Source organism: Mycobacterium sp. 1164966.3 (genome assembly GCF_001665395.1).
Classification (GTDB): Bacteria; Actinomycetota; Actinomycetes; order Mycobacteriales; family Mycobacteriaceae; genus Mycobacterium.
In genome coordinates, this window is record NZ_LZSG01000005.1 from 92,841 (window position 1) to 111,854 (window position 19,014).

General features: G+C 66.6%; 18 protein-coding genes. 6 read left to right on the plus strand and 12 right to left on the minus strand.

The genetic code is table 11. The features are described 5' to 3' along the window. Window position 1: 1 nt before the first annotated feature. Window positions 2-1,213 carry an acyltransferase gene (locus tag A9W99_RS02405; protein ID WP_067372816.1) on the minus strand — a complete coding sequence of 404 codons (1,212 nt, stop codon included), beginning with the start codon at window positions 1,211-1,213 and terminating at the stop codon, window positions 2-4. Between the two features lie 110 nt (window positions 1,214-1,323). Between A9W99_RS02405 and A9W99_RS02410 the strand changes: the two genes are divergently transcribed. Beyond that, window positions 1,324-2,562 carry a DUF3068 domain-containing protein gene (locus A9W99_RS02410; protein WP_172828792.1) on the plus strand — a complete coding sequence of 413 codons (1,239 nt, stop codon included), beginning with the start codon at window positions 1,324-1,326 and terminating at the stop codon, window positions 2,560-2,562. Window positions 2,563-2,569: 7 nt separating this feature from the next. Then, window positions 2,570-4,288, plus strand: coding sequence for a hypothetical protein (locus tag A9W99_RS02415; protein WP_067372823.1), 1,719 nt, complete (start codon window positions 2,570-2,572; stop codon window positions 4,286-4,288). Window positions 4,289-4,352: 64 nt separating this feature from the next. Here A9W99_RS02415 and A9W99_RS02420 read toward each other — a convergent pair whose 3' ends face one another. Then, on the minus strand, window positions 4,353-5,507 hold the full coding sequence (locus A9W99_RS02420) for a glycosyltransferase family 4 protein (protein WP_067372826.1): 1,155 nt from the start codon (window positions 5,505-5,507) through the stop codon (window positions 4,353-4,355). A gap of 41 nt (window positions 5,508-5,548) precedes the next feature. On the opposite strand from A9W99_RS02420, the gene A9W99_RS02425 reads away from it, so the two are divergent. After that, window positions 5,549-6,316 (plus strand): class I SAM-dependent methyltransferase, encoded by a 768-nt coding sequence (locus A9W99_RS02425; RefSeq protein ID WP_067372829.1) that lies wholly within the window; start codon window positions 5,549-5,551, stop codon window positions 6,314-6,316. Window positions 6,317-6,420: 104 nt separating this feature from the next. After that, entirely contained in the window at window positions 6,421-7,890 is a 1,470-nt protein-coding gene (locus A9W99_RS02430; protein ID WP_067373509.1) for an aldehyde dehydrogenase, read from the plus strand. Here A9W99_RS02430 and A9W99_RS02435 read toward each other — a convergent pair. Further along, on the minus strand, window positions 7,887-8,705 hold the full coding sequence (locus A9W99_RS02435) for a crotonase/enoyl-CoA hydratase family protein (protein WP_067372832.1): 819 nt from the start codon (window positions 8,703-8,705) through the stop codon (window positions 7,887-7,889). The two genes, A9W99_RS02430 and A9W99_RS02435, sit on opposite strands and share 4 nt — an antisense overlap. Before the next feature lie 368 nt (window positions 8,706-9,073). Between A9W99_RS02435 and A9W99_RS02440 the strand changes: the two genes are divergently transcribed. Further along, on the plus strand, window positions 9,074-9,718 hold the full coding sequence (locus A9W99_RS02440) for a TetR/AcrR family transcriptional regulator (RefSeq protein ID WP_253869537.1): 645 nt from the start codon (window positions 9,074-9,076) through the stop codon (window positions 9,716-9,718). On the opposite strand, the gene A9W99_RS02445 is transcribed toward A9W99_RS02440, so the two are convergent. From A9W99_RS02445 to A9W99_RS02455, 3 genes are all read right to left on the minus strand, one after another. Then, on the minus strand, window positions 9,701-9,997 hold the full coding sequence (locus A9W99_RS02445; protein WP_067372835.1) for a hypothetical protein: 297 nt from the start codon (window positions 9,995-9,997) through the stop codon (window positions 9,701-9,703). The genes A9W99_RS02440 and A9W99_RS02445 overlap by 18 nt on opposite strands. Continuing rightward, a complete protein-coding gene (locus tag A9W99_RS02450) occupies window positions 9,994-11,487 on the minus strand; it encodes a class I adenylate-forming enzyme family protein (RefSeq protein WP_067372838.1) in 1,494 nt (497 codons plus the stop codon). The genes A9W99_RS02445 and A9W99_RS02450 overlap by 4 nt, the downstream gene beginning before the upstream one ends. 84 nt (window positions 11,488-11,571) lie before the next feature. Next, on the minus strand, window positions 11,572-12,102 hold the full coding sequence (locus tag A9W99_RS02455) for an isoprenylcysteine carboxylmethyltransferase family protein (protein WP_067372841.1): 531 nt from the start codon (window positions 12,100-12,102) through the stop codon (window positions 11,572-11,574). An 81-nt stretch (window positions 12,103-12,183) separates the two neighbouring features. Between A9W99_RS02455 and A9W99_RS02460 the strand changes: the two genes are divergently transcribed. After that, the gene (locus tag A9W99_RS02460; RefSeq protein ID WP_067373513.1) at window positions 12,184-12,774 is read left to right on the plus strand and encodes a TetR family transcriptional regulator; all 591 of its coding nucleotides are present in this window, start codon (window positions 12,184-12,186) and stop codon (window positions 12,772-12,774) included. Window positions 12,775-12,840: 66 nt separating this feature from the next. Here the strand turns inward: A9W99_RS02460 and A9W99_RS02465 are convergent, their stop codons facing one another. The 6 genes from A9W99_RS02465 to A9W99_RS26390 form a co-directional block, all read right to left on the minus strand. Beyond that, window positions 12,841-13,620 carry a crotonase/enoyl-CoA hydratase family protein gene (locus tag A9W99_RS02465; protein ID WP_067372844.1) on the minus strand — a complete coding sequence of 260 codons (780 nt, stop codon included), beginning with the start codon at window positions 13,618-13,620 and terminating at the stop codon, window positions 12,841-12,843. 69 nt (window positions 13,621-13,689) lie between these two features. Further along, complete coding sequence (locus A9W99_RS02470) at window positions 13,690-15,099, minus strand: wax ester/triacylglycerol synthase family O-acyltransferase (RefSeq protein ID WP_067372847.1); 1,410 nt, start codon at window positions 15,097-15,099, stop codon at window positions 13,690-13,692. A gap of 43 nt (window positions 15,100-15,142) precedes the next feature. Next, window positions 15,143-16,354 (minus strand): alpha/beta hydrolase, encoded by a 1,212-nt coding sequence (locus tag A9W99_RS02475; protein WP_067372850.1) that lies wholly within the window; start codon window positions 16,352-16,354, stop codon window positions 15,143-15,145. Window positions 16,355-16,487: 133 nt separating this feature from the next. After that, window positions 16,488-17,021, minus strand: a complete 534-nt coding sequence (locus A9W99_RS02480; RefSeq protein WP_067372853.1) for a hypothetical protein — start codon at window positions 17,019-17,021, stop codon at window positions 16,488-16,490. A 1-nt stretch (window position 17,022) separates the two neighbouring features. Next, a complete protein-coding gene (locus A9W99_RS02485) occupies window positions 17,023-18,246 on the minus strand; it encodes a molybdopterin-dependent oxidoreductase (protein ID WP_067373515.1) in 1,224 nt (407 codons plus the stop codon). Window positions 18,247-18,305: 59 nt separating this feature from the next. Next, window positions 18,306-18,950, minus strand: a complete 645-nt coding sequence (locus A9W99_RS26390) for a methyltransferase domain-containing protein (protein WP_067372856.1) — start codon at window positions 18,948-18,950, stop codon at window positions 18,306-18,308. Window positions 18,951-19,014: the final 64 nt, after the last annotated feature.

Sequence of the window (19,014 nt, forward strand, 5' to 3'; positions counted from 1 at the left end):
CTCAGGGAGCGATGGCTTCCGCTTCCGGATCACTCACCGAGACTTCGGCGGGGTGGGCACGTTTCTCCCAGCGCCGCAACGCTTCCCGGCACGGCGACTCGACCAGGGCATAACTGACTGCCGCAATCGCGAAACCGAAAATCACCGTCAGCACCAGCACGGTGGGCATCCGCCCGCTGAACGGGAAGGTGCCGATCACCGGAAACACCATCGCCAGCGCGGCCAGGTGCCAGATGAAAAGGCCGTACGACCAACGCCCCAGGGTCACCATGACCGGGCTGCCCAGCAATCGGTGCGGCGTCTCGGGCCGGTCCAACACCAACGGGGCCACGAGCGCGAACGCCACCAGCGACCCCGTCGCCGTCTTGATCGCGAATTGGACGGCCGTGCCCGGGACCAGCCCCTCCGGACCGGCCAGCGGGGAGGCCGCCACCAGGTAGGCCAGCACCGCGATGACGGCCATCGGCACCCGGCGGCGGGCCATTCGGTGCGGCAACCCGATGGGGCTGTAGGCCCACTCCGCCAGCAACATGCCCGCGGCGAACCAGGAGAAAAACGCCGGCGGCCAGTTCAGCGGCGTGATCCCCGGACCGCCGCTCACCGGCACCCAGCCCCACGCCCAGCTGAGTGCGCCCAGCGCCGCAATCGCCGGCACCCGCGCGGCGACCGGAATCCGGCGCGCAAGAAACGCCAGCACGGGCAGCGCCAGGTAGAAGGTGACTTCGACGGACAGACTCCACATCTGGGTCAGCCCGCCGGTGAGGGTCAGCGGCACATAGATCTGGGTGAGCGTCAGGTTAGCCAGCCACACCGTCAGGCTGGCGTGGTCCGCGTCGGGCAGCAGGCTCAGGATTACCACGACCGCCACCAGATAGGCGGGCATGATGCGGACCACCCGCGATCGCAGGTAGTGGCCGGTCAGCGGCCGGGGCCCCAGATCGCGTGCGGCCGCGACATGTCCGCGCCACAACAGGAACCCTGACAACGCGAAGAACACCGCGACGGCCAGATCGAACCGGCCGAACAACCGACCGAACACACCGCCGGAGTGGCCGGTCTGAAACGCGACGTGGGTGACGACGACGCCGATGGCGGCACACGCGCGCATTCCCTCAACGGCGGGCAGGAAGCTGCGGACCCCGCCGACCTGCTGGGCATCGCTCACCGTCCCAGTTTGCCCGTCCTGCAGCGCACGACAATCGGGTACACCCATATTCTGCTGTTAGGGTCGAACGGGTTTGCCTCGCTGCTTGGTCAGGTCGGAGCGGGTCGCGACCGACGAGTCCAATGGACTGCAATGCATCAGGAGGAGGTCACAGCAACGTGAATCGGGCGGTCATGTTGCGATTCGGCGCATGCGGGATCATCGGACTCGGCGCCGCTCTGCTGATCGCGGCGTTGCTGTTGTCGACGTACACGAGCAAACGAATCACCAAGATCCCGCTGAATGTCGACGCCACACTGATCAGTAACGGCAGCGGCACGGCGCTCGACGCGGCGTCCCTGTCAACCGACCACGTCGTCACGAACCAGAACGTGCAGCTGGTCTCGCAGCAGCAGATCACCGTCGAGAACCCCGCCAATGCCGATGTGGTCACGTTTCAGGCAGGTACTTCGGTGCGGCGCACCGACAAGCAAAAAGACACCGGCTTGCTGCTGGCGATCGTCGACTTCGTCACCCTCAACCGCAAGACCGCGATGGCGGTCTCGAACCCCAGCGGATTTGTCCAGAAGCCGCGCGCTTTCAACGACGACAATCCGCCGACCACCACGCCGCTGCCGCACACCGGGCTGTCCTACCGATTCCCGTTCCACACCGATAAGAAGACGTATCAATACTTCGACCCGATCGCGCAGAAGCCGTTCGACGCCACCTTCGAGGACGAAGAAGACGTCAACGGTTTGACCACATACCGGTTCAAACAGAACGTCGGCTACAACGCCGCAGGCACGCTGACGGACCCCATCGAGTACCCGTCGCTGTTGACCAACAGAGAGGACGGCAAGATCACCACCTCCGCGAAGATGTGGGGGGTGGCCGGCGAGCCCGACGAACAGATCACGATGACGCGCTACTACGCCGCGCAGCGGACGTTCTGGGTGGACCCGGTGACGGGCACCATCGTCAAAAAAACCGAGCGCGCCAACCACTACTTCGCTCGCGACAAGATGAAGCCGGAAGTGCGGCTGGCCGACTACACGGTCACCTTCACCGAAGACACCGTCGAGTCCCAGGTGAACGCAGCGCGCGACGAGCGTGATCGGCTGGCGCTGTGGTCGCGGGTGCTACCGATCACGTTCACCGCGGTCGGCTTGATCGCGCTGGTCGGCGGTGGATTGCTGGCGTCGTTCAGCCTGCGCACCGAGAGCGCGTTGATCGATCCGGGCCTGGACCGCGGCGACCACGACTACTACGGCCGCGGACTCGACGAGCCGGTGCCGGGCGCCGAGGCCGAGACCGAGAAATTGCCCACGCAGCGTCCGGATCTGCATCCGGATCCCAGCCCGCCTGATCCCCCACCGGATCCCCCGGGCGCGGGCGCCCCAACCGTGGAGGCCTAACGACGGGGTGACCGCAGTACTCCGCCAGGCTCAGTACTGGTCCCGGCCGGGCTACGCGTTGCTCCTTGCGCTGCTGGTGATCGGGCCGGCGCTGGGACCCGGATACCTGCTGCTGCGCGATGCGGTTTCCACTCCCCGGTCGTATATCTCCGACACCGCGCTGGGATTGACGGCGGCGCCGCGGGCGACGCCGCAGGATTTCGCCGTTGCACTGGCCTCGCACGTGCTCGACGGCGGCCTCGTGGTGAAGGCACTGCTGGTCTTGGGATTGTGGCTGGCGGGCTGGGGCGCGGCGCGATTGGTTGCGGTGGCGCTGCCCGCGGCGGGCGCCGGGGGCCAGTTCGTCGCGATCACCCTGGCGATCTGGAATCCCTATGTCGGCGAACGGCTGCTACAGGGTCACTGGAGCCTGCTGGTTGGCTACGGCTGCTTGCCCTGGGTCGCCGCGGCGATGCTGACCCTGCGCTCAGCGCCCGACGGGATGTGGAGGGGAATCTTCGAACTCGCCTTTTGGGTCGCGTTGGCCGGGCTAACCCCGACGGGGTTGCTGCTGGCCGCGACGGTGGCGCTGGTCAGCGCCGCAGTGCGCGGCGAGGGCCGGTCACGCTGGCTGTGCTCGGCGGTGGCTCTGGGTGCGGCCGTGGTGGCTGCGCTGCCGTGGCTCACGGCAGCGGCGCTGGGCTCGTCGTTGCCGTCGCGTACGCCGGCGAACGCACTCGGGGTGACCGCCTTCGCGCCTCGCGCCGAGCCTGGGCTGGGCACGCTCGGTAGCCTGGCCAGCCTCGGCGGCATCTGGAACGGCGAAGCCGTACCCACTTCGCGGACAACGCTTTTGGCCGTCTCGTCGGCCGTGGTGCTGTTGGGCTTGGTGGCCGTCGGACTACCGTCAGTCGTGCGCCTCCCGGCTGCGGTGCCGCTGCTGGTGCTGGCGGCGGTGGCCGTGGTGGTCCCGGCCGCTTTGGCGACGGGCCCCGGCCTGCATGTGCTGCGGACGCTGGTCGACGCCTTCCCCGGCTTCGGTGTGCTGCGCGACGGACAGAAGTGGGTGGCGCTGGCGATGCCGGGCTACGCGCTGTCCGGCGCGGGGGCGTTGGTGACGCTGCGCCGGCTGTCGCAGCCCGGCTTGACGGCGCTGGTCTGCTGCTTCGCGTTGATTCTCGCGCTGCCCGATCTGGCTTGGGGCGTCTGGGGCAAGGTTCAGTCGGTGCGATACCCGCCCGGGTGGAGCGCAGTGGCGGCCGCAGTCAACGCGCGGCCGGGAACGGTGGCGGTGCTGCCGGCCGGCACCATGCGGATGTACTTCTGGTCGGGTCCGGCACCGGTACTCGATCCGCTACCGCGCTGGGTGCGCGCCGACGTGCTGAGCACCGGTGATCTCACCATTTCCGGCGTGACGATCCCCGGAGAAGGGACGCATGCCCGTTCGGTGCAGGAGTTGCTGCGGGCCGGGCAGGATCCCGCTACGTTGGCCGCCGCGGGGGTGGCGTGGCTGGTGGTCGAGTCGGACACCGCCGGCGACATGGGCGATGCGGCGCGCACCGTCGACGCGCTGACACCGACCTATCGCGACGGCCAAATCGCCGTGTACTGGATCGGTGGGCATACCGGCGGCGCGCCCGTTAGTCGCGTGCGGGCGACGTTGATCGCGCATTGGGCATGGCTGGCGCTACTCTTCGGGGCCGCTGCCGGGGCAGTACTCACCGGCTGGCGCCGGCGCCCGTCCTAACGCGAGCAGACGCAAAATCGCCCATTTCGTTGCCAAAATGGGCGATTTTGCGTCTGCTCGCGCTCTACATCACACCGCTGACGAAGCCGCCGGCTTGCGCCGCCTCCAGCACACTGCGCATCGCGTCGGCGCTTTGCCGCCAGGAGAATTCGGCGCTGCGCGTCTGCGCTTTGGTGCCGAGCTGGTCTCGCAGCACCGGGTCGGACAGCAGTTGCTCGAGCCGGTCCACCAATTGGGCGCGGTCGTCCACCAGCACCCCGGTCACCCCGTCGACGATCGAGTCGGACAATCCGCCCGACGACCGGTAGCCGATAGTGGGGACGCGGTGCTGGGCCGCCTCGACCACCGCGAGCGCCCAGCCTTCCTTGCGCGAAGGCAGCACATGCACCCACGCGCTTTGCAGCACATGGTGTTTCGTCACGTCGTCGACGTGGCCATGGAATGTCACCGCCGGGCCGATGTCGAGCCGCTGGACGTGATCGACGAGCCGCTGCCGCCACCAGCCGTCGCCGACGATCTCGAGGTGCAGACCCGGAATGCGCGGCCGTAGCTCCGCCACGGCCTCCAGCGCGTCCTCGATCTGCTTGTGCGGCACCAGTCGCGAGAGCACGACCACCCGGGGCGCTGCGGCCCGCGGTCCGGACAGGGTAAGCGCCGGTGCCTCGTCGAGACCGTTGCGTACCACCGCGATCCGCTCGTTGCCCACCCCCAGCGCGACCAGATCGCGCGCCGACGGCAGCGACACCGTCAGGTACTGGTTGTGCCGGTGCAGCCGCGGCGACAGCGTCGACTCGACGAACCAGCCGACCTTCGAGATCACAGGGCCCGCCACCGGCCATTGCTCGCGGTGACAGTGGTGCACGAGCACCACCACCCGTCGCCCGTACACCAACCGGGCAAGGAAAGGCAGGCCGTTCTGGGTATCGACGACCAGGTCGGGGCGCACTCGTCGCAGTGGCCCGAGCCGGAATCGGCCGGCGACCATCGCCAACAGCGCCAAGATGTACACCGAGTACCGCCCACCGGCGCGGCTGATCCGCACCCCGTCGGCGACTTCCCGTCGCGGCGCGCCCGGATAGCGCGCAGTGCGCAAGGTGACCTCGATCCCGGAGGCGGCCAGTTGAGCGCCGATGCGCTGTAGGTAGGTCTCGCTGCCGCCGCCCTGTGGATGACCGGTATCGCGCCAGCACAGCAGCAGTACCGAGCGCAGGTCAGACATAAGTCGTCAGCCTAACCGGTAACGGCCGTAGGGTGTTGCGAGTGGCGGCGACCGACATTTTCGCGCGGCGGGCGACGCTGGCCCGCTCGCTGCGGCTGCTGTCCGAATTCCGCAACGAACAGCCGGACCCGGCGCGCTTCTACGGCGCACTGGCCGCCGACACCGCGACCATGATCGGTGATCTGTGGCGGGCCACTCACGGTGAGTCGCCCGTCGGCCGCACCCTGCTCGACGTCGGCGGCGGCCCGGGTTACTTCGGGAGTGCCTTTGCCGACGCCGGCATCCGATACATCGGTCTAGAACCGGACCCGAACGAGATGCATGCGAGCGGACCGGCCCCACCCCGGGGCTCAGGCATGTTCGTCCGGGCATCGGGCATGGCGCTGCCCTTCGCCGACGACTCGGTGGACATCTGCTTGTCGTCCAACGTCGCCGAACACGTGCCGCGGCCCTGGCAGCTGGGCGACGAGATGCTGCGAGTCACCAGGCCGGGCGGGCTGGCGGTGCTGTCCTACACGGTGTGGCTCGGGCCCTTCGGAGGGCACGAGATGGGGCTGAGCCACTATCTCGGTGGATACCGCGCCGCCGCCCGCTATGCGCGCAGGCACGGTCATCCGGCAAAGAACAACTACGGGTCGTCGTTATTCGCGGTGTCCGCGGCCGACGGGCTGAACTGGGCCTCCGGCACCGGCGCAGTCATCGCCGCTTTTCCGCGCTACCACCCGCGATGGGCATGGTGGCTGACCGCGGTGCCGGTGCTGCGAGAGTTCCTGGTCAGCAATCTCGTGCTGGTGCTCCAACCGCGATAATGGAACATGTTCTAATCTTGCTGCGCCTTGGGTAGGGTGGCGCCATGCGCGCCGGCGACGATATAGCGCGCAGCGACGAAATAGGCGAGGAGGAGCGGCGCAATATGACTGACGCCACGACCGAATACGACAAACTCTTCATCGGCGGCAAGTGGACGGAGCCGTCGACGTCCGAGGTCATCGAGGTGCACTGCCCGGCGACCGGCGAGTACGTCGGCAAGGTGCCGCTGGCAGCGGCGGCCGACGTGGACGCCGCCGTTGCCGCTGCCCGCGCCGCCTTCGACACCGGCCCCTGGCCCTCGACGCCGCCGAAGGAACGCGCGGCCGTCATCGCGAGCGCGGTCAAGTTGCTCGAGGAGCGCAAGCCGGTGTTCGCCAAGCTGCTCGCCGACGAGACCGGCCAACCGCCGACCACCATCGAGACGATGCATTGGATGGGTTCGATGGGTGCGCTGAACTTCTTCGCCGGGCCTGCAGTCGACCAGGTGAAGTGGCGGGATATTCGCAATGGCTCCTACGGGCAGACCATCGTCCATCGTGAGCCGATCGGCGTGGTCGGCGCGATCATCGCCTGGAACGTGCCGCTGTTCCTCGCGGTCAACAAGCTGGGTCCGGCCTTGCTGGCCGGCTGCACGGTGGTGCTCAAGCCAGCCGCCGAAACGCCCTTGACCGCAAACGCTTTGGCCGAGGTGTTCGCCGAAGCCGGTCTGCCCGAAGGTGTGCTGTCCGTGGTGCCCGGCGGCATCGAGACCGGACAGGCGCTGACGTCGAACCGCGACGTCGACCTGTTCACCTTCACCGGCAGCTCCGGCGTCGGCAAGGAGATCGGCCGCCGTGCCGCCGAAATGCTGAAGCCGTGCACGCTGGAGCTCGGCGGGAAATCGGCCGCGATCGTGCTCGACGATGTCGACTTGGCCGCTGCGGTCCCGATGCTCGTGTTCTCCGGGATCATGAACACCGGTCAGGCCTGCGTAGGCCAGACCCGCATCCTGGCGCCGCGCTCGCGTTACGACGAGATCGTCGACGCGGTAAGCAACTTCGTGCAGGCGCTGCCGGTCGGGCCGCCATCCAACGCGGCCGCCCAGATCGGTTCGCTGATCTCGGAGAAGCAGCGCGCCCGGGTCGAGGGATACATCGCCAAGGGAATCGAGGAGGGCGCCCGGCTGGTGTGCGGGGGCGGGCGACCCGAGGGGCTGGACAACGGCTTCTTCGTGCAGCCCACCGTATTTGCCGACGTCGACAACAAAATGACGATCGCCCAGGAGGAGATTTTCGGGCCGGTGCTGAGCATCATTCCGTATGACACCGAGGACGACGCGATCAAGATCGCCAACGATTCGGTGTACGGGCTGGCCGGCAGCGTGTGGACCGCGAATGTGCCGCGCGGCATTGAGATCTCAGAGAAGATCCGCACCGGGACCTACGCCATCAACTGGTATGCGTTCGATCCCTGCTGTCCATTCGGCGGCTACAAGAATTCCGGCATCGGCCGCGAGAACGGACCTGAAGGTGTCGAGCACTTCACCCAGCAGAAGAGCGTCCTGATGCCGATGGGCTACACGCTGGAGAGCTAGCGACCCTGGAAACGGGCTTGCCGTCGTTCGATGAACGACTGCACACCCTCGGCGGCGTCAGCGCTGCTGAACAGTTCGGTGATAACCGGGACCAGCCGCTCGATCGCGGAAGCGTCGCCGTGATCGCGTGCCGTGTGCGCCGACGCCAGCGTGGCCTGAACGCCCAACGGCGCCGCGCGGTCGGCGATGGTGTGCGCTATTTCCCGGGCGCGGGCCAGCGCTGCGGACGCATCGTCGGCGACTTCTTGCACCAGGCCGATGCGGTGTGCCTCGGCGGCGTCGAACTCATCGCCGGTGAGCAGCCAGCGCATGGCGTTGCCCCACCCGGCCTCGCGTGGCAGCCGCATCGTCGCACCGCCGAACGGGTAGATCCCGCGCTGCACTTCCAGCTGCGTGAACCGCGTATCTGCGGCGGCGACCCGGATATCGGCTGCCAACAGCAGCTCGATGCCCAGCGTCATGCACCAACCGTGTGCGACCGCCACCAGCGGCGTGGTCCACGGCCCGTCCAGCCGCCAGGGGTCGCGGCCGTCCTCCGGAACCGGCCGCTCACCAGCCGCGATGGCCGGTGCGACATCGACGAGATCCAGACCCGCGGTGAAGTGGTCACCGTGCGCGAACAGCACTCCGGCGCGCACCGAGGCGTCGGATTCCAGCAATCCGTACGCGCGAGCCAGATCGGCCAACATCGCGCGGTCGAACGAATTGCGCTTGTGGGCCCGATTCAGGCCGATCAGCAGGACATGCCCGTCTCGTTCGAGAGTCACGGTGTCCAGGCTGGGTAGCTCCGACGCTGAAGGCTGCGAATCAGTCATCGGGCCAGTCAAACGCAGAGCTAGCTAATATGCAATACCACATACAGAGGCCGAAATCAGACGGATTTTCCGATCGGGCACGTCCGGTGTTGCTATCCCGTTCTCCGCAGTACACCGACCCTTAACCGGGAATGGATCTTGCTTACTGTATGGTTGTCTCATATGCTATCTAGCATAATTATGGGTCGGCGGAAATCCGGCGCATAACAACCGCCGGGAGAAGCCCGAGCAGGAGAAGCTATGTGGATCCTCGACCTCAACGTGGCCGGCTATCACTACACGCGAGAGATGCCCGACCTGCGGCGCCGGCCAACTTGGTTCAATCGGCGCAATGTGCACTGGCCGGCCCTGCGACAGTCTCACGCTGCATGAGGTCAGCCAAGGACGGCGCGTCGGCCAAGCGATGCGACACCCGCACGAAGATGCTGATCAGCGCGGCCGAGGTGATGCGCGAACGCGGCGCGGCGGGCGTCACAATCGACGAGGTGCTCGCCCGCAGCGGCGCGCCGCGCGGCTCGGTGTACTACCACTTTCCTGAGGGCCGCATCCAGATCCTTGCCGAAGCGCTGCGCTACGCCGGAGACTCCATCACCGCCACCATCGACGAGGCCGTCGATCGGGGTGCCAAGGTCCTGCTGCGCGAGTACGTCAAGTTCTGGGAACGACTGCTGATCGACGGAGACTTCAACGCCGGCTGCCCCGTCGTGGCGGCGGCGATCGGCTGCGGCGCCGACGACGAACCAGAGCTGTCCGCCGAGGCGGGCGCCATCCTTGGCCGGTGGTGTACCGCGATGACGCGCGCGTTCGTTGCCGAGGGCTTCGCGGACACGGACGCCGCCTCGCTTGCGGTGATGTCGATCTCCGCGATGGAGGGCGCAATTGTGCTGTGCCGCTCGACGCGTAGCGTGCTCCCGCTGCGCCAGGTTGCCGAACAGCTCGAATTCCTAATCAAGGCAAGGGAATTCGTGTCACGGCAGGTTCCTGCCGGCGCCGGCTCAGTCGCTGGCCGGTAGCGGCTTGACCTCTTTGAGCTGAAGTGCCGTCTGGCCTATGCTCAGGCTCCCCGCGCCCGGCTTGGTCACCAGTACCTCGGCGCCGGTCTCGTCGACGTAGCGTTTCCCCATGATGGTGCCGTCGGCGAAGGCGGGGTCGAGTTCGCCCTTCCGTTCGCCGCCGATCTCGACCATCGGGGCTCCGCCGCAGCGCAGGTCGTCAAGGCTGTCGGCACTTCTGACCACGATCACCTGGGTGTCGCAGACCTGGCTGGCCAAACGGGTTCCGTTCTTGATCATGCGTGTAGTCCTTCTAGCTCTTCGATGATCTCCCGGCGAAGTACCTTGCCGGTAGCGGTAGTTGGCAGCTCGTGGCGAAACACTACCCGGTCCGGGGTGCGCGATCCGCGCAAGCTCTCGCGGACGTACTCGCGCAGTTCGTCGGGGTCGGGCTCGACACCGTCGGCCGGCACCACCACCGCGACGATCGCCTGGCCCCACTGCGGATCCTCGACGCCGACAACCGCGACGTCGCGCACCTGCGGGTGTTCGACCAGCACTTCTTCGAGTTCCGCCGGCGCGATGTTCTCACCGCCGCGGATGATAGTGTCGTCGCTGCGTCCGCCGATGAAAAGGTAGCCGTCGGCATCCAGGACGGCGATGTCTTTCGTTGGGAACCAACCATTTTCGTCCAGCACCGAACCGACCCCGGTGTAGCGGCCGGAGACTTGCTCGCCGCGCACGAACAGCTCACCGCTTTGACCCGGGCCGAGGATGGTGCCGTCCTCGCCGCGGATTTGCAGCTCGATGCCGGGCACCGGTTGCCCCACCGATCCCAAGCGCTTGGCGACGGCTGGCTCTGACGCGGCCAGCGCGGCGCGGTGGTCGTCCGGGGTCAGCACAGCGATCGTCGAGCTCGTCTCGGTCAGGCCGTACGCGTTGACAAAGCCCACGTTTGGCAACAGCTGCAGCGCACGGCGGACCAGCGGCAGACCGACCTTCGAGCCGCCATAGGCCAGGTTGCGCAGCGAGGGCAGTTCATGGTGGCCGCTCTCCAGAACGGAGACGATGCGGTCCAGCATGGTGGGCACCACCGTCGCGGTGGTCACCTGCTCGGCGTTGATCAGCGAAACCCATTCCTGCGCATCGAAATTGGGCAGATAAACCATCTTTCGGCCGGCATACAGGTTCGACAGCGCAGCGCCCACGCCGGCGATGTGGTACGGCGGCACGCAGATCAGCGCGGCGTCCGCGGGATCTGCCGACTCGAATTCGATTGTGCCGGTGACGTAGCTGGTCAGGTTGTTGTGCGAGAGCTCGACCGCTTTGGGTTGCGATGTGGTGCCTGAGGTGAACAGCACGATCGCCACGGCGTCGGGGTCGGGGAATTCGGCGACCGGGCCGGCGCTGTGCGCAGCGGTCAAGAATTCGTCGGAGAGCATTACCCGCTGCGCGGCGTCGCCCAGCACCTCGCGATAGCGGCTAGCGACGATCACCAGCGGCTCTGGCAACCGCCGGACCAGGTTCTGGATGCCCTCGACGGACAGCCGGTAGTTGATCGGGGTGAAGGCCAGGCCGGCCCGCGCCGCGGCGAATATCAGCACCGGCAACATCGCACCGCCGGTGCCGACGTAGGCGACGTGGCGAGCGCCGGAACCCGCGATGACACCCGCGCCGCCGTCGGCAAGGTCGCTGAGCTGCTGCGTGGTCAACCGCAAGTCGCCATCGACGACAGCCGTGCGATCGGGGTTGCTCGACGCCGCCATCTCGAGCAGCAACGAAACGCTCATCCGCGATCTTTCTGGATTATTGGCCTTTACAAATCTAGGCCGTAGTGTAACCCATGATCGCGAGGGGCGTTACCGCCCGCCCGGTCACCGCCAGGGCGACATCCGGGGAATCCAGCGCGGAACGTTGCGCCGGTACTCGACGTACTCAGCTCCGTAGCGCTGAACCAGATGTGGCTCTTCCCAGAACCGGATCACGGTCGCCAGAACGGCGAAAAAGATTGCGAACCAGCCGAGCAGCCAGCCGGATGCGGTGATCGCCGCCTCGCCCAGCAGGACGCAGAGCACCCCGGTGATCATCGGGTTCCGGACGTGCCGGTACGGGCCGCGCACGACCAGGTGTACCGGCTCGCCCAGCACCGGGCCCACACCGAGCGTGCCTTTGCCAATGCGGTCGAACAGCACGATCGTCCAGACCATCACGGCCAGGCCGCCGGCGATCAGCAGGACCCCCACGACCGCAAGCGCGATTGACGCGGGTGAGTCGAGGTCCGGCAACCGCACGCCGTCCGGGATCACGATGAGCGCGGGGATGACTAGCGTCATCGTGACAGGTGCGACCAGGACCGAGAGCAGGTGGCGCCACCAAAGGCGTCGTTCATGCGTGTTGGTAACCATATTCTTCAACCTCCGTTCAAGAAAGGAATGTACGCCTGCGGCTCGGCATTGGTCAACAGTTGTTGAAGTATGCTGACGTGCATGTCAGAGGGGCGGCGCAGCGGCCGCTGGCGCACTGGTCAACAGAGCAGGCAGCGGATCATCGACGCGGCGCGCGAACGCTTCATGCACGACGGATACGAGCGGGCCACCGTCCGCGCCATCGCCGCCGACGCCGGGGTTGACGTCGCGATGGTCTACTACTTCTTCGGCAGCAAGGAGGGCCTGTTCACGGCGTCGGCGCTGACCGGACCCGAGCACCCGCTGCACCACCTGGCCACACTGCTCGACGAGGGCACCGAAGACGTCGGGGCGCGGCTGGTTCGCCGCTTCCTCGAACACTGGGACGAAGGTGCCGCCTATGAGCCGCTGCTGACGCTATGGCGATCGGCGGCCATCCACCCACAGGCGCGAAAAGTGTTGCACGACAGCCTCGCCGGCCCGATGGCCGAGCGGGTCGCCACGGAGTTCGGTGTGACGGACGCCGAGCTGCGGGTCGAGCTGGTGGCCAGTCACCTGGCCGGGCTGGCGTTCGCGCGCTACCAGCTGAAGATCGAGCCGATCGCGTCGACCAGCATCGAGGATCTGGTCACCTGGCTGGGCCCTACCGTGCAGCGGTATCTGACGGGTTAGTGGCGAGCAGACGCAAAGTCGCCCTATTTCGGCCCAAAATGGTGGATTTTGCGTCTGCTCGGCAGGCTATGTCCCCGTCCAGCGGGGCGGACGCTTCTCGGCGAACGCGATCGCGCCTTCCTTGGCGTCATTGGACATGAAGATCGGGGCCAGGATCTTGATCTGCTCGGCGAACCTGGTCTCCGGGCTCCATCCTCGGGACTCGACGATGATCCGCTTGGTGGCCGCCACCGCCAGCGGCCCATTGGCGGTGATCTTTTCCGCCAGCGCGATCGCCTGGTCCAGGGCCGCGCCAGGCTCGGCCAGAACGTTGACCAGCCCGAGCTCGTGCGCGCGCTCGGCGGACAAATTGTCACCGGTCAGAGCAAGCTCCATGGCGATGGCGTACGGGATGCGTTCCGGCAGCCGCAGCAGTCCGCCACCGCCGGCGACGAGCCCGCGCTTCACTTCCGGAATACCGAACGCGGAGTCCTTTGCTGCCACGATGAGGTCGGTGGCCAGCGCCAGCTCCGTCCCGCCGGCCAGTGCATATCCCTCCACCGCGGCGATCAGCGGCTTGGCGGGTGGACGTTCGGTGAAGCCCATGCCGCGGCCTTCGACGACGACGTTCTCGCCGCGGGCGAATGCCTTGAGATCCATGCCCGCGCAGAACGAGCCGCCCGCGCCGGTCAGGATTCCTACGGAAAGGCCGTTATCGCCGTCGAGGCGGTCCATGGCGTCGGCCAGCGTGCGGCTGACCGCCGCGTTGACCGCGTTCTTGGCCTTGGGCCGGTTGATGGTGATGATCAGGATCCGGTCCCGCTGCTCGACGAGGACCTCGGGTTCAGTGTTAGCTTCGTCGCTCACAGTGCAGATGGTAACGGTCGGCCGGCGTGACGAACCGGCCGGTCAGTGTAATGGCGGCTTAGGCCTTGATCATGCCGGAGCCATGGCGGTCTCGACCACCGTCAGTTCTTCGGAAAGCCCAGCAGCCCTGCGTATTTCGACGAAGTCGGCAACCATGGCGTCGGTGACCTCATGCGGGTCCTTGACCGTGGAACCATCCGAGAGCACCGAGATGTTGAGCTGATCGACATAACTCCACACGGTGATGTTCAGGCCGCTGCCTGCGGTCAACGGGCCCACCGAATAGATCTCGGTGACCAGCGCGCCGCCCACTCTCCCGCGTTCGCGAGGGCCGGGAACATTCGAGATGTTCAGGTTCAGCACCTTGTTCTGTCCGTCGCGCCCCGCCATCCACCGGAACAGCGCCTCCGTCGTCACCGGCGGCCAGTACGCCGCCCAGCGACTGATCAGCTCCGGCCCCAGCAACTGATGGCTTTCCTTGGCGAACACGGCGTTCTCGTGTGCGTAACGCACCCGTTCCAGCGGGTCGTCGCAGTCGGTCGGCAGCGCCACCATCATTCCGCTGAACCGGTTTCCGGAGATCCGCTCCGGCGAGAAGTCGTAGGCCACCGGGACCGACGCCAGCAGCGGTTCGGCCTTACCGTCGTACCGCAACAGCAAGGTGCGCAGCGCACCGCTCGAGATGGCCAGCACCATGTCGTTGATGGTCGCGCCGAGCTGCTTGCCCGTCGCCTTGACATCGGCGAATGCCATTGTGGCAGTGGCAAATCGGCGCTCAGGAGTGAGCATATGGTTCATGAAGGTTGGCGGCGGGGTGAACGGCCGAGTCAGTTCTGGTGAGAATTTGCGGGAGCTGCGCCGCACTCGGCCGACGCCTTCCGCGGTGTAGCGGACCGTGGCGGGGATTCGTCCGATGTGCCGCAAATGGTCCACGAACGCGGAAGTCATCAACTCCCGCTTGCTGGGCGCCGGATCGGGGGTGTACGAGCCGCTCTGAGGTGTGGGCATCAGGTCCATGCCGTGGGCCATCAGGTTCGCCGATGCCACTCCGTCGGCAAGTGCATGGTGGATCTTGACCACCACCGCGATCCGGTGGTTGGCCAGACCCTCGACGAAGTACATCTCCCACAGCGGGTAGGCCCGGTCCAGTGGCGTACTGGCGATCTGTCCGATCGCCTCGTCGAGTTCCCGACGGCCGCCCGGCGCGGCGAGCTGCCAGGGGCGGATGTGGTATTCGAAATCGACTTCGCAGTTCTCCCGCCACATCGGGTGGTGGAACTTCAGCGGGACGTCGACCAGCTGATAGCCCAACGGCACCAGCTTGTCCATTCGGTCCGCGATCACCTGACGAAACGCGTCGATACCGAAGCCGCGATGCTCCTCGTCGAGTTCGATCACGGCCACTTTGATCGTGTGCATATGCACGTTGGGCGTCTCGCTGTACAGCAGTACCGCGTCCCACCCGCTGAGCCGTTTCACCGCAGGCCCCTACTCATACGGGAACCTTACAATCGGCTGGCGCTCAGATAACCCGTTTCGCGAACTGCGTGCGGTTGCGATACACCTGATTGAGGAACAGAGCCGTCGCGTGTGCCATGGCACCCGCCCGGGGTCCGTCGAGCAGGTCGAAGCCGTGACCGGCCCCCGGCAGCTCAACATAGCTGACCAGCGAGCTGGACACCGAACGCAGGCGGTCGACGAAGCTGCGGGCCTGCTCCACCGGGATGACGGTGTCCTTGCTGCCGTGAATCACCAAGAACGGCGGCGCATTTCGGTGCACTCGGGCGATCGGGGACGCAGCGCGGAACACTTCCGGGTGCCGGGCGATCGACCGCCTCACCACCACCCGCTCCAGGAAGTCGACGAACCTGACGCGCTCCGGTGTGGAACGGTCTTCCCAGTCGTAGCGGCCGTAGATCCCCACCACCGCGTCCACCGAGCTGTCCGCACCTTCGGGCAGCGCGGCCTGGAAACCGGGGTCGTTACTGGTCAGTCCGGCCAGCGCAGACAGATGCCCTCCGGCCGAACAACCTGCCACCGCAATGAAATTGCGGTCACCGCCGAACTTGTCGACGTTGGCGCGCGCCCAGGCGATGGCAGTCTTGACGTCCGCGATGTGCCGCGGCCAGCGGTGGTGCGGCGAGACGCGGTAGTCGATCGCCAGGCACACCCAACCCTGTTCTGCCAGATGCGATATCAACGCGGACCCCTGCAGGGTGCGGCTGCCGTGCACCCAGGCACCGCCCGGAACGAAGATCAGCACCGGGGCAGGTTGGGTCGGCAGATCCTTGCGGCGCCAGACGTCGAGCATCTGGGCGGGGCTGTCGCCGTAGTGGACGCCGCGGCGATAGAGATGCCGGCGCTGCCGCAGTGCCTCCCAGATTGGGGGCGTGCGCTCCGCAGTGGGCCACTCGGCGTCCAGGTCCGCCGAGGACACGACGCCACGCAATGCGGTGACGGAGACCTCGTGGGTGCTCTCGCGTTCGCGGCGACGGTCTTCCTTGACGTCCTTGGCGCCTGGAGTCAGCCAGCCGCGTGCCGCCGCAGCCGCGAATTCCGGCGCGTGCCGGGCTCCCCAAACGCTGATCGCGGTGATTGTGCCAAGCGGCTCAAGGCGCTTGCCCACGATCGGCAGCGAAGCCCCGGCAACGCTTAGGGCCAGCATATAATCGGCGGGCCGGGCCCGCAGCAACCATCTCATACAGGGTTTCATGCGCGGTCCCGTCGCCGTCATGGTTCGGAGCGTACCCCCACGCGGATGGCGGCAACCACGTTTGCGGACACCAAATCTGCGTCGGCGAAAATTTGATCGCCTATGTGATTTGCTCGATATGTATTTGTGCAGCTATGAGCTCCTGGCCCATTTGCTATTCGGGCCTAGCATCGCCCTGCGGACACTTCCGGCGCCGTTTTCGACGCGCCACGGCAAGCCGAATCACGTAGGCGACCGCGCTGGTGGCGAATATGAATGCGGTGAGCAGAAGCCATCTGCCGAGAAACGGCTGCTGGGTCTCTCCGGTAGCGGCCAGATACGTGGGAGCTCCCTGTCGGACGATCCCAGGCAGAAAGATCAGCAATGTCAGTCCGGCCGCCAGGGCAGGAATCCGAATGTGGTTGCGAGCAGGCACTTTCGGCTGCCGATGTGGCGGGAGCTGCCGTAGCCGGGCGCCGATTATTCGGTCGGCCAGCGCGTAGAGCGGGAAGAGCAACAGATCGTGGACGATGACGGCGGCGGCGAACCAAACGATTATCGACTGCCACCAGCTGCCCGAATTCCACAATGTGCCGGGCTTGAAAGTGGCCAGCACGTAGCCGAACAGGGCGAACCCGACAACCATGGTCAGCAGATGCAACGGACGGGATCCGTAGTGTCGGGCGAAATACTCTCGCAGTCTTGGCATTTCACACCTCGAACGCGATCGATGTGACCCACTTGGTGTTGTGCACGCCGGGAAGCGCGGGAACGATCACCCGGGCCGGATAGCCATGGTCGATCGGCAGATCGGCGCCGTTCACACGCAACGCCAGCAGCGCATCGGGGTCACCGATCTGGTTGGCTTGCAGCATCGCTCGGCCGAAGGCGCCACCTTTTTGCAGTGATGTCACCCGCGCCGAGCGCGGTGACCGTACCCCGGCCATGCGGGCCAACTCGGCCAGCGGCACCCCGCTCCAGCTCTGAACCGTCGACCACCCTTCCACGCAGGCAATCGGCAGCCTTACGGTGTGTTGCGGAAGCCCGCACAGCATCTCGCGATCGAGTACCACCTCCGACGGCCCGCCGCGCAGCGTCAACCTCCAATTAGCGCCGACGTTCTCCGGCGTGATGCCCGCGGCCGTGGCCGTCTTGTTGACCGGAAAATCGCGACCCCTCCCCCGCGGCAGCAAGAGTGCGGTGCTGCGGGCGGCCCCACCGACCGTCTGCCCGACGGTGAGTACCCCGATCAGCAACACCCCGGAGCCGACCAATGCCAGTGCACCGCGCCTGCTCATCGTTGGTTCGGCCGGCGCGGCCGCCACCAGACCGGCGGGGTCCAGCTGCTGTGGATGAGTGTCGTTTACCTTGGTGCGCAACACTTCTCGGAACGGTAGCGACCGCAACCCGGTGATCATGTGCGGCAACTTGAGCACGATGTGAATCAGGAAGCCGGCGATGAAGACCCATGCCCCGAAATAATGGCCGTCGTAGAAACTGAATCCGAAGATGTAGTCGTACTGGATGTTGAGCACACCGGTGACGATCTGAAACAGCGCTCCACCGACCAACATCAAAAGCGCCAACCGCTCGAGCAGCTGAGCGACCGAGCGGGCCGGCGGCCAGACGAACAGCCGTGGGATCACCGACCACAGCTTGGCCACGACCACCGGAATAATCACCAGACCCAGCCCGACATGCAAGCCTTGGGTCAGTCGGTACAGCCACGACGGACGGGTGGGCCAGGAGAACGAAGGCAGGCGCAGCCAGCCGACGTCGGCGGGGATGGCCTGCCCGAACTGGGGCGAATACGCCGCATATGACAACAGGCCGGTGACGATGATGATCGGCAACGTCACCAGCAAGACCAGACCGAACACCGACGTCAGCCACGGACCACGCAGCGGGCTGCGCCACCGCGCCGGACGCCGCAGGCCTGGCGGCGGATGACGCTCTAGCGACCGCCAAAGCCCGCCGGGGAAGCCGTATTCGCTTACCGGGCCACCAGGTTGGCGATCACCCGGCCGCCGATCAGATGGATGCCGGCCAGCGTCAGACCGACTTGCGCGGCCAGCGCGCCCGCGCTGTCCGCGCCAACCGAAGCCCACCTGAACCATGGTCCCACGCCGCTCGCCGATTCCAGCCGCACCCAGCGAGCACAGATGCCGATGGCTTCGATGTCGAACTCGGCGACGCACCGGCCGCCGGTTGCCAACAACTCGGCGGCCCGACCCAGGATCCGCCGCGGGTCCCCACCCAGACCGACATTGCCGTCGACCAGCAATACCGTCTGCCAACTGCCGATACCGGGCAGCGCGTCGAACACGTCACCCAGTAGCGCCGGTGCACCCTCGCGGTCCGCCAAGCGAATGGCCGTCGCAGACCGGTCGATGCCGAGGGCAGGTATTCCCCGCCGGATCAGCCTTGCCACCAAACGCCCAGGGCCGCAACCTAACTCGATGGTCGGCGCGATGCACATGTGCGTCACCGCCGCATCGAACGCTTCATCGTCACACCCCTGTTGGCCGACTCGACTGCCCAGCCAGCGATGCGCGGGCAACGGGTGGACCATACCGTCGTCATGGCGGATCCAACATCGCTCGCCGTCCAGCGCCCGGTCATAGAGGTGCCCCAGCATCCGCCCTCCCTCCCATCCAATGGCGTACCTTTACCCCGGCCTCGAAACCCCCAATCACCCGCAG

What these genes read in the sequence shown, in the direction of transcription:
- A9W99_RS02405 (WP_067372816.1), bottom strand. Translation starts at nt 1,213, where the DNA reads ATGGGTGTACCCGATTGTCGTGCGCTGCAGGACGGGCAAACTGGGACG.
- A9W99_RS02420 (WP_067372826.1), bottom strand. Translation starts at nt 5,507, where the DNA reads ATGTCTGACCTGCGCTCGGTACTGCTGCTGTGCTGGCGCGATACCGGT.
- A9W99_RS02430 (WP_067373509.1), top strand. Translation starts at nt 6,421, where the DNA reads ATGACTGACGCCACGACCGAATACGACAAACTCTTCATCGGCGGCAAG.
- A9W99_RS02435 (WP_067372832.1), bottom strand. Translation starts at nt 8,705, where the DNA reads ATGACTGATTCGCAGCCTTCAGCGTCGGAGCTACCCAGCCTGGACACC.
- A9W99_RS02440 (WP_253869537.1), top strand. Translation starts at nt 9,074, where the DNA reads ATGAGGTCAGCCAAGGACGGCGCGTCGGCCAAGCGATGCGACACCCGC.
- A9W99_RS02445 (WP_067372835.1), bottom strand. Translation starts at nt 9,997, where the DNA reads ATGATCAAGAACGGAACCCGTTTGGCCAGCCAGGTCTGCGACACCCAG.
- A9W99_RS02450 (WP_067372838.1), bottom strand. Translation starts at nt 11,487, where the DNA reads ATGAGCGTTTCGTTGCTGCTCGAGATGGCGGCGTCGAGCAACCCCGAT.
- A9W99_RS02455 (WP_067372841.1), bottom strand. Translation starts at nt 12,102, where the DNA reads ATGGTTACCAACACGCATGAACGACGCCTTTGGTGGCGCCACCTGCTC.
- A9W99_RS02460 (WP_067373513.1), top strand. Translation starts at nt 12,184, where the DNA reads ATGTCAGAGGGGCGGCGCAGCGGCCGCTGGCGCACTGGTCAACAGAGC.
- A9W99_RS02475 (WP_067372850.1), bottom strand. Translation starts at nt 16,354, where the DNA reads ATGACGGCGACGGGACCGCGCATGAAACCCTGTATGAGATGGTTGCTG.
- A9W99_RS02480 (WP_067372853.1), bottom strand. Translation starts at nt 17,021, where the DNA reads ATGCCAAGACTGCGAGAGTATTTCGCCCGACACTACGGATCCCGTCCG.
- A9W99_RS26390 (WP_067372856.1), bottom strand. Translation starts at nt 18,950, where the DNA reads ATGCTGGGGCACCTCTATGACCGGGCGCTGGACGGCGAGCGATGTTGG.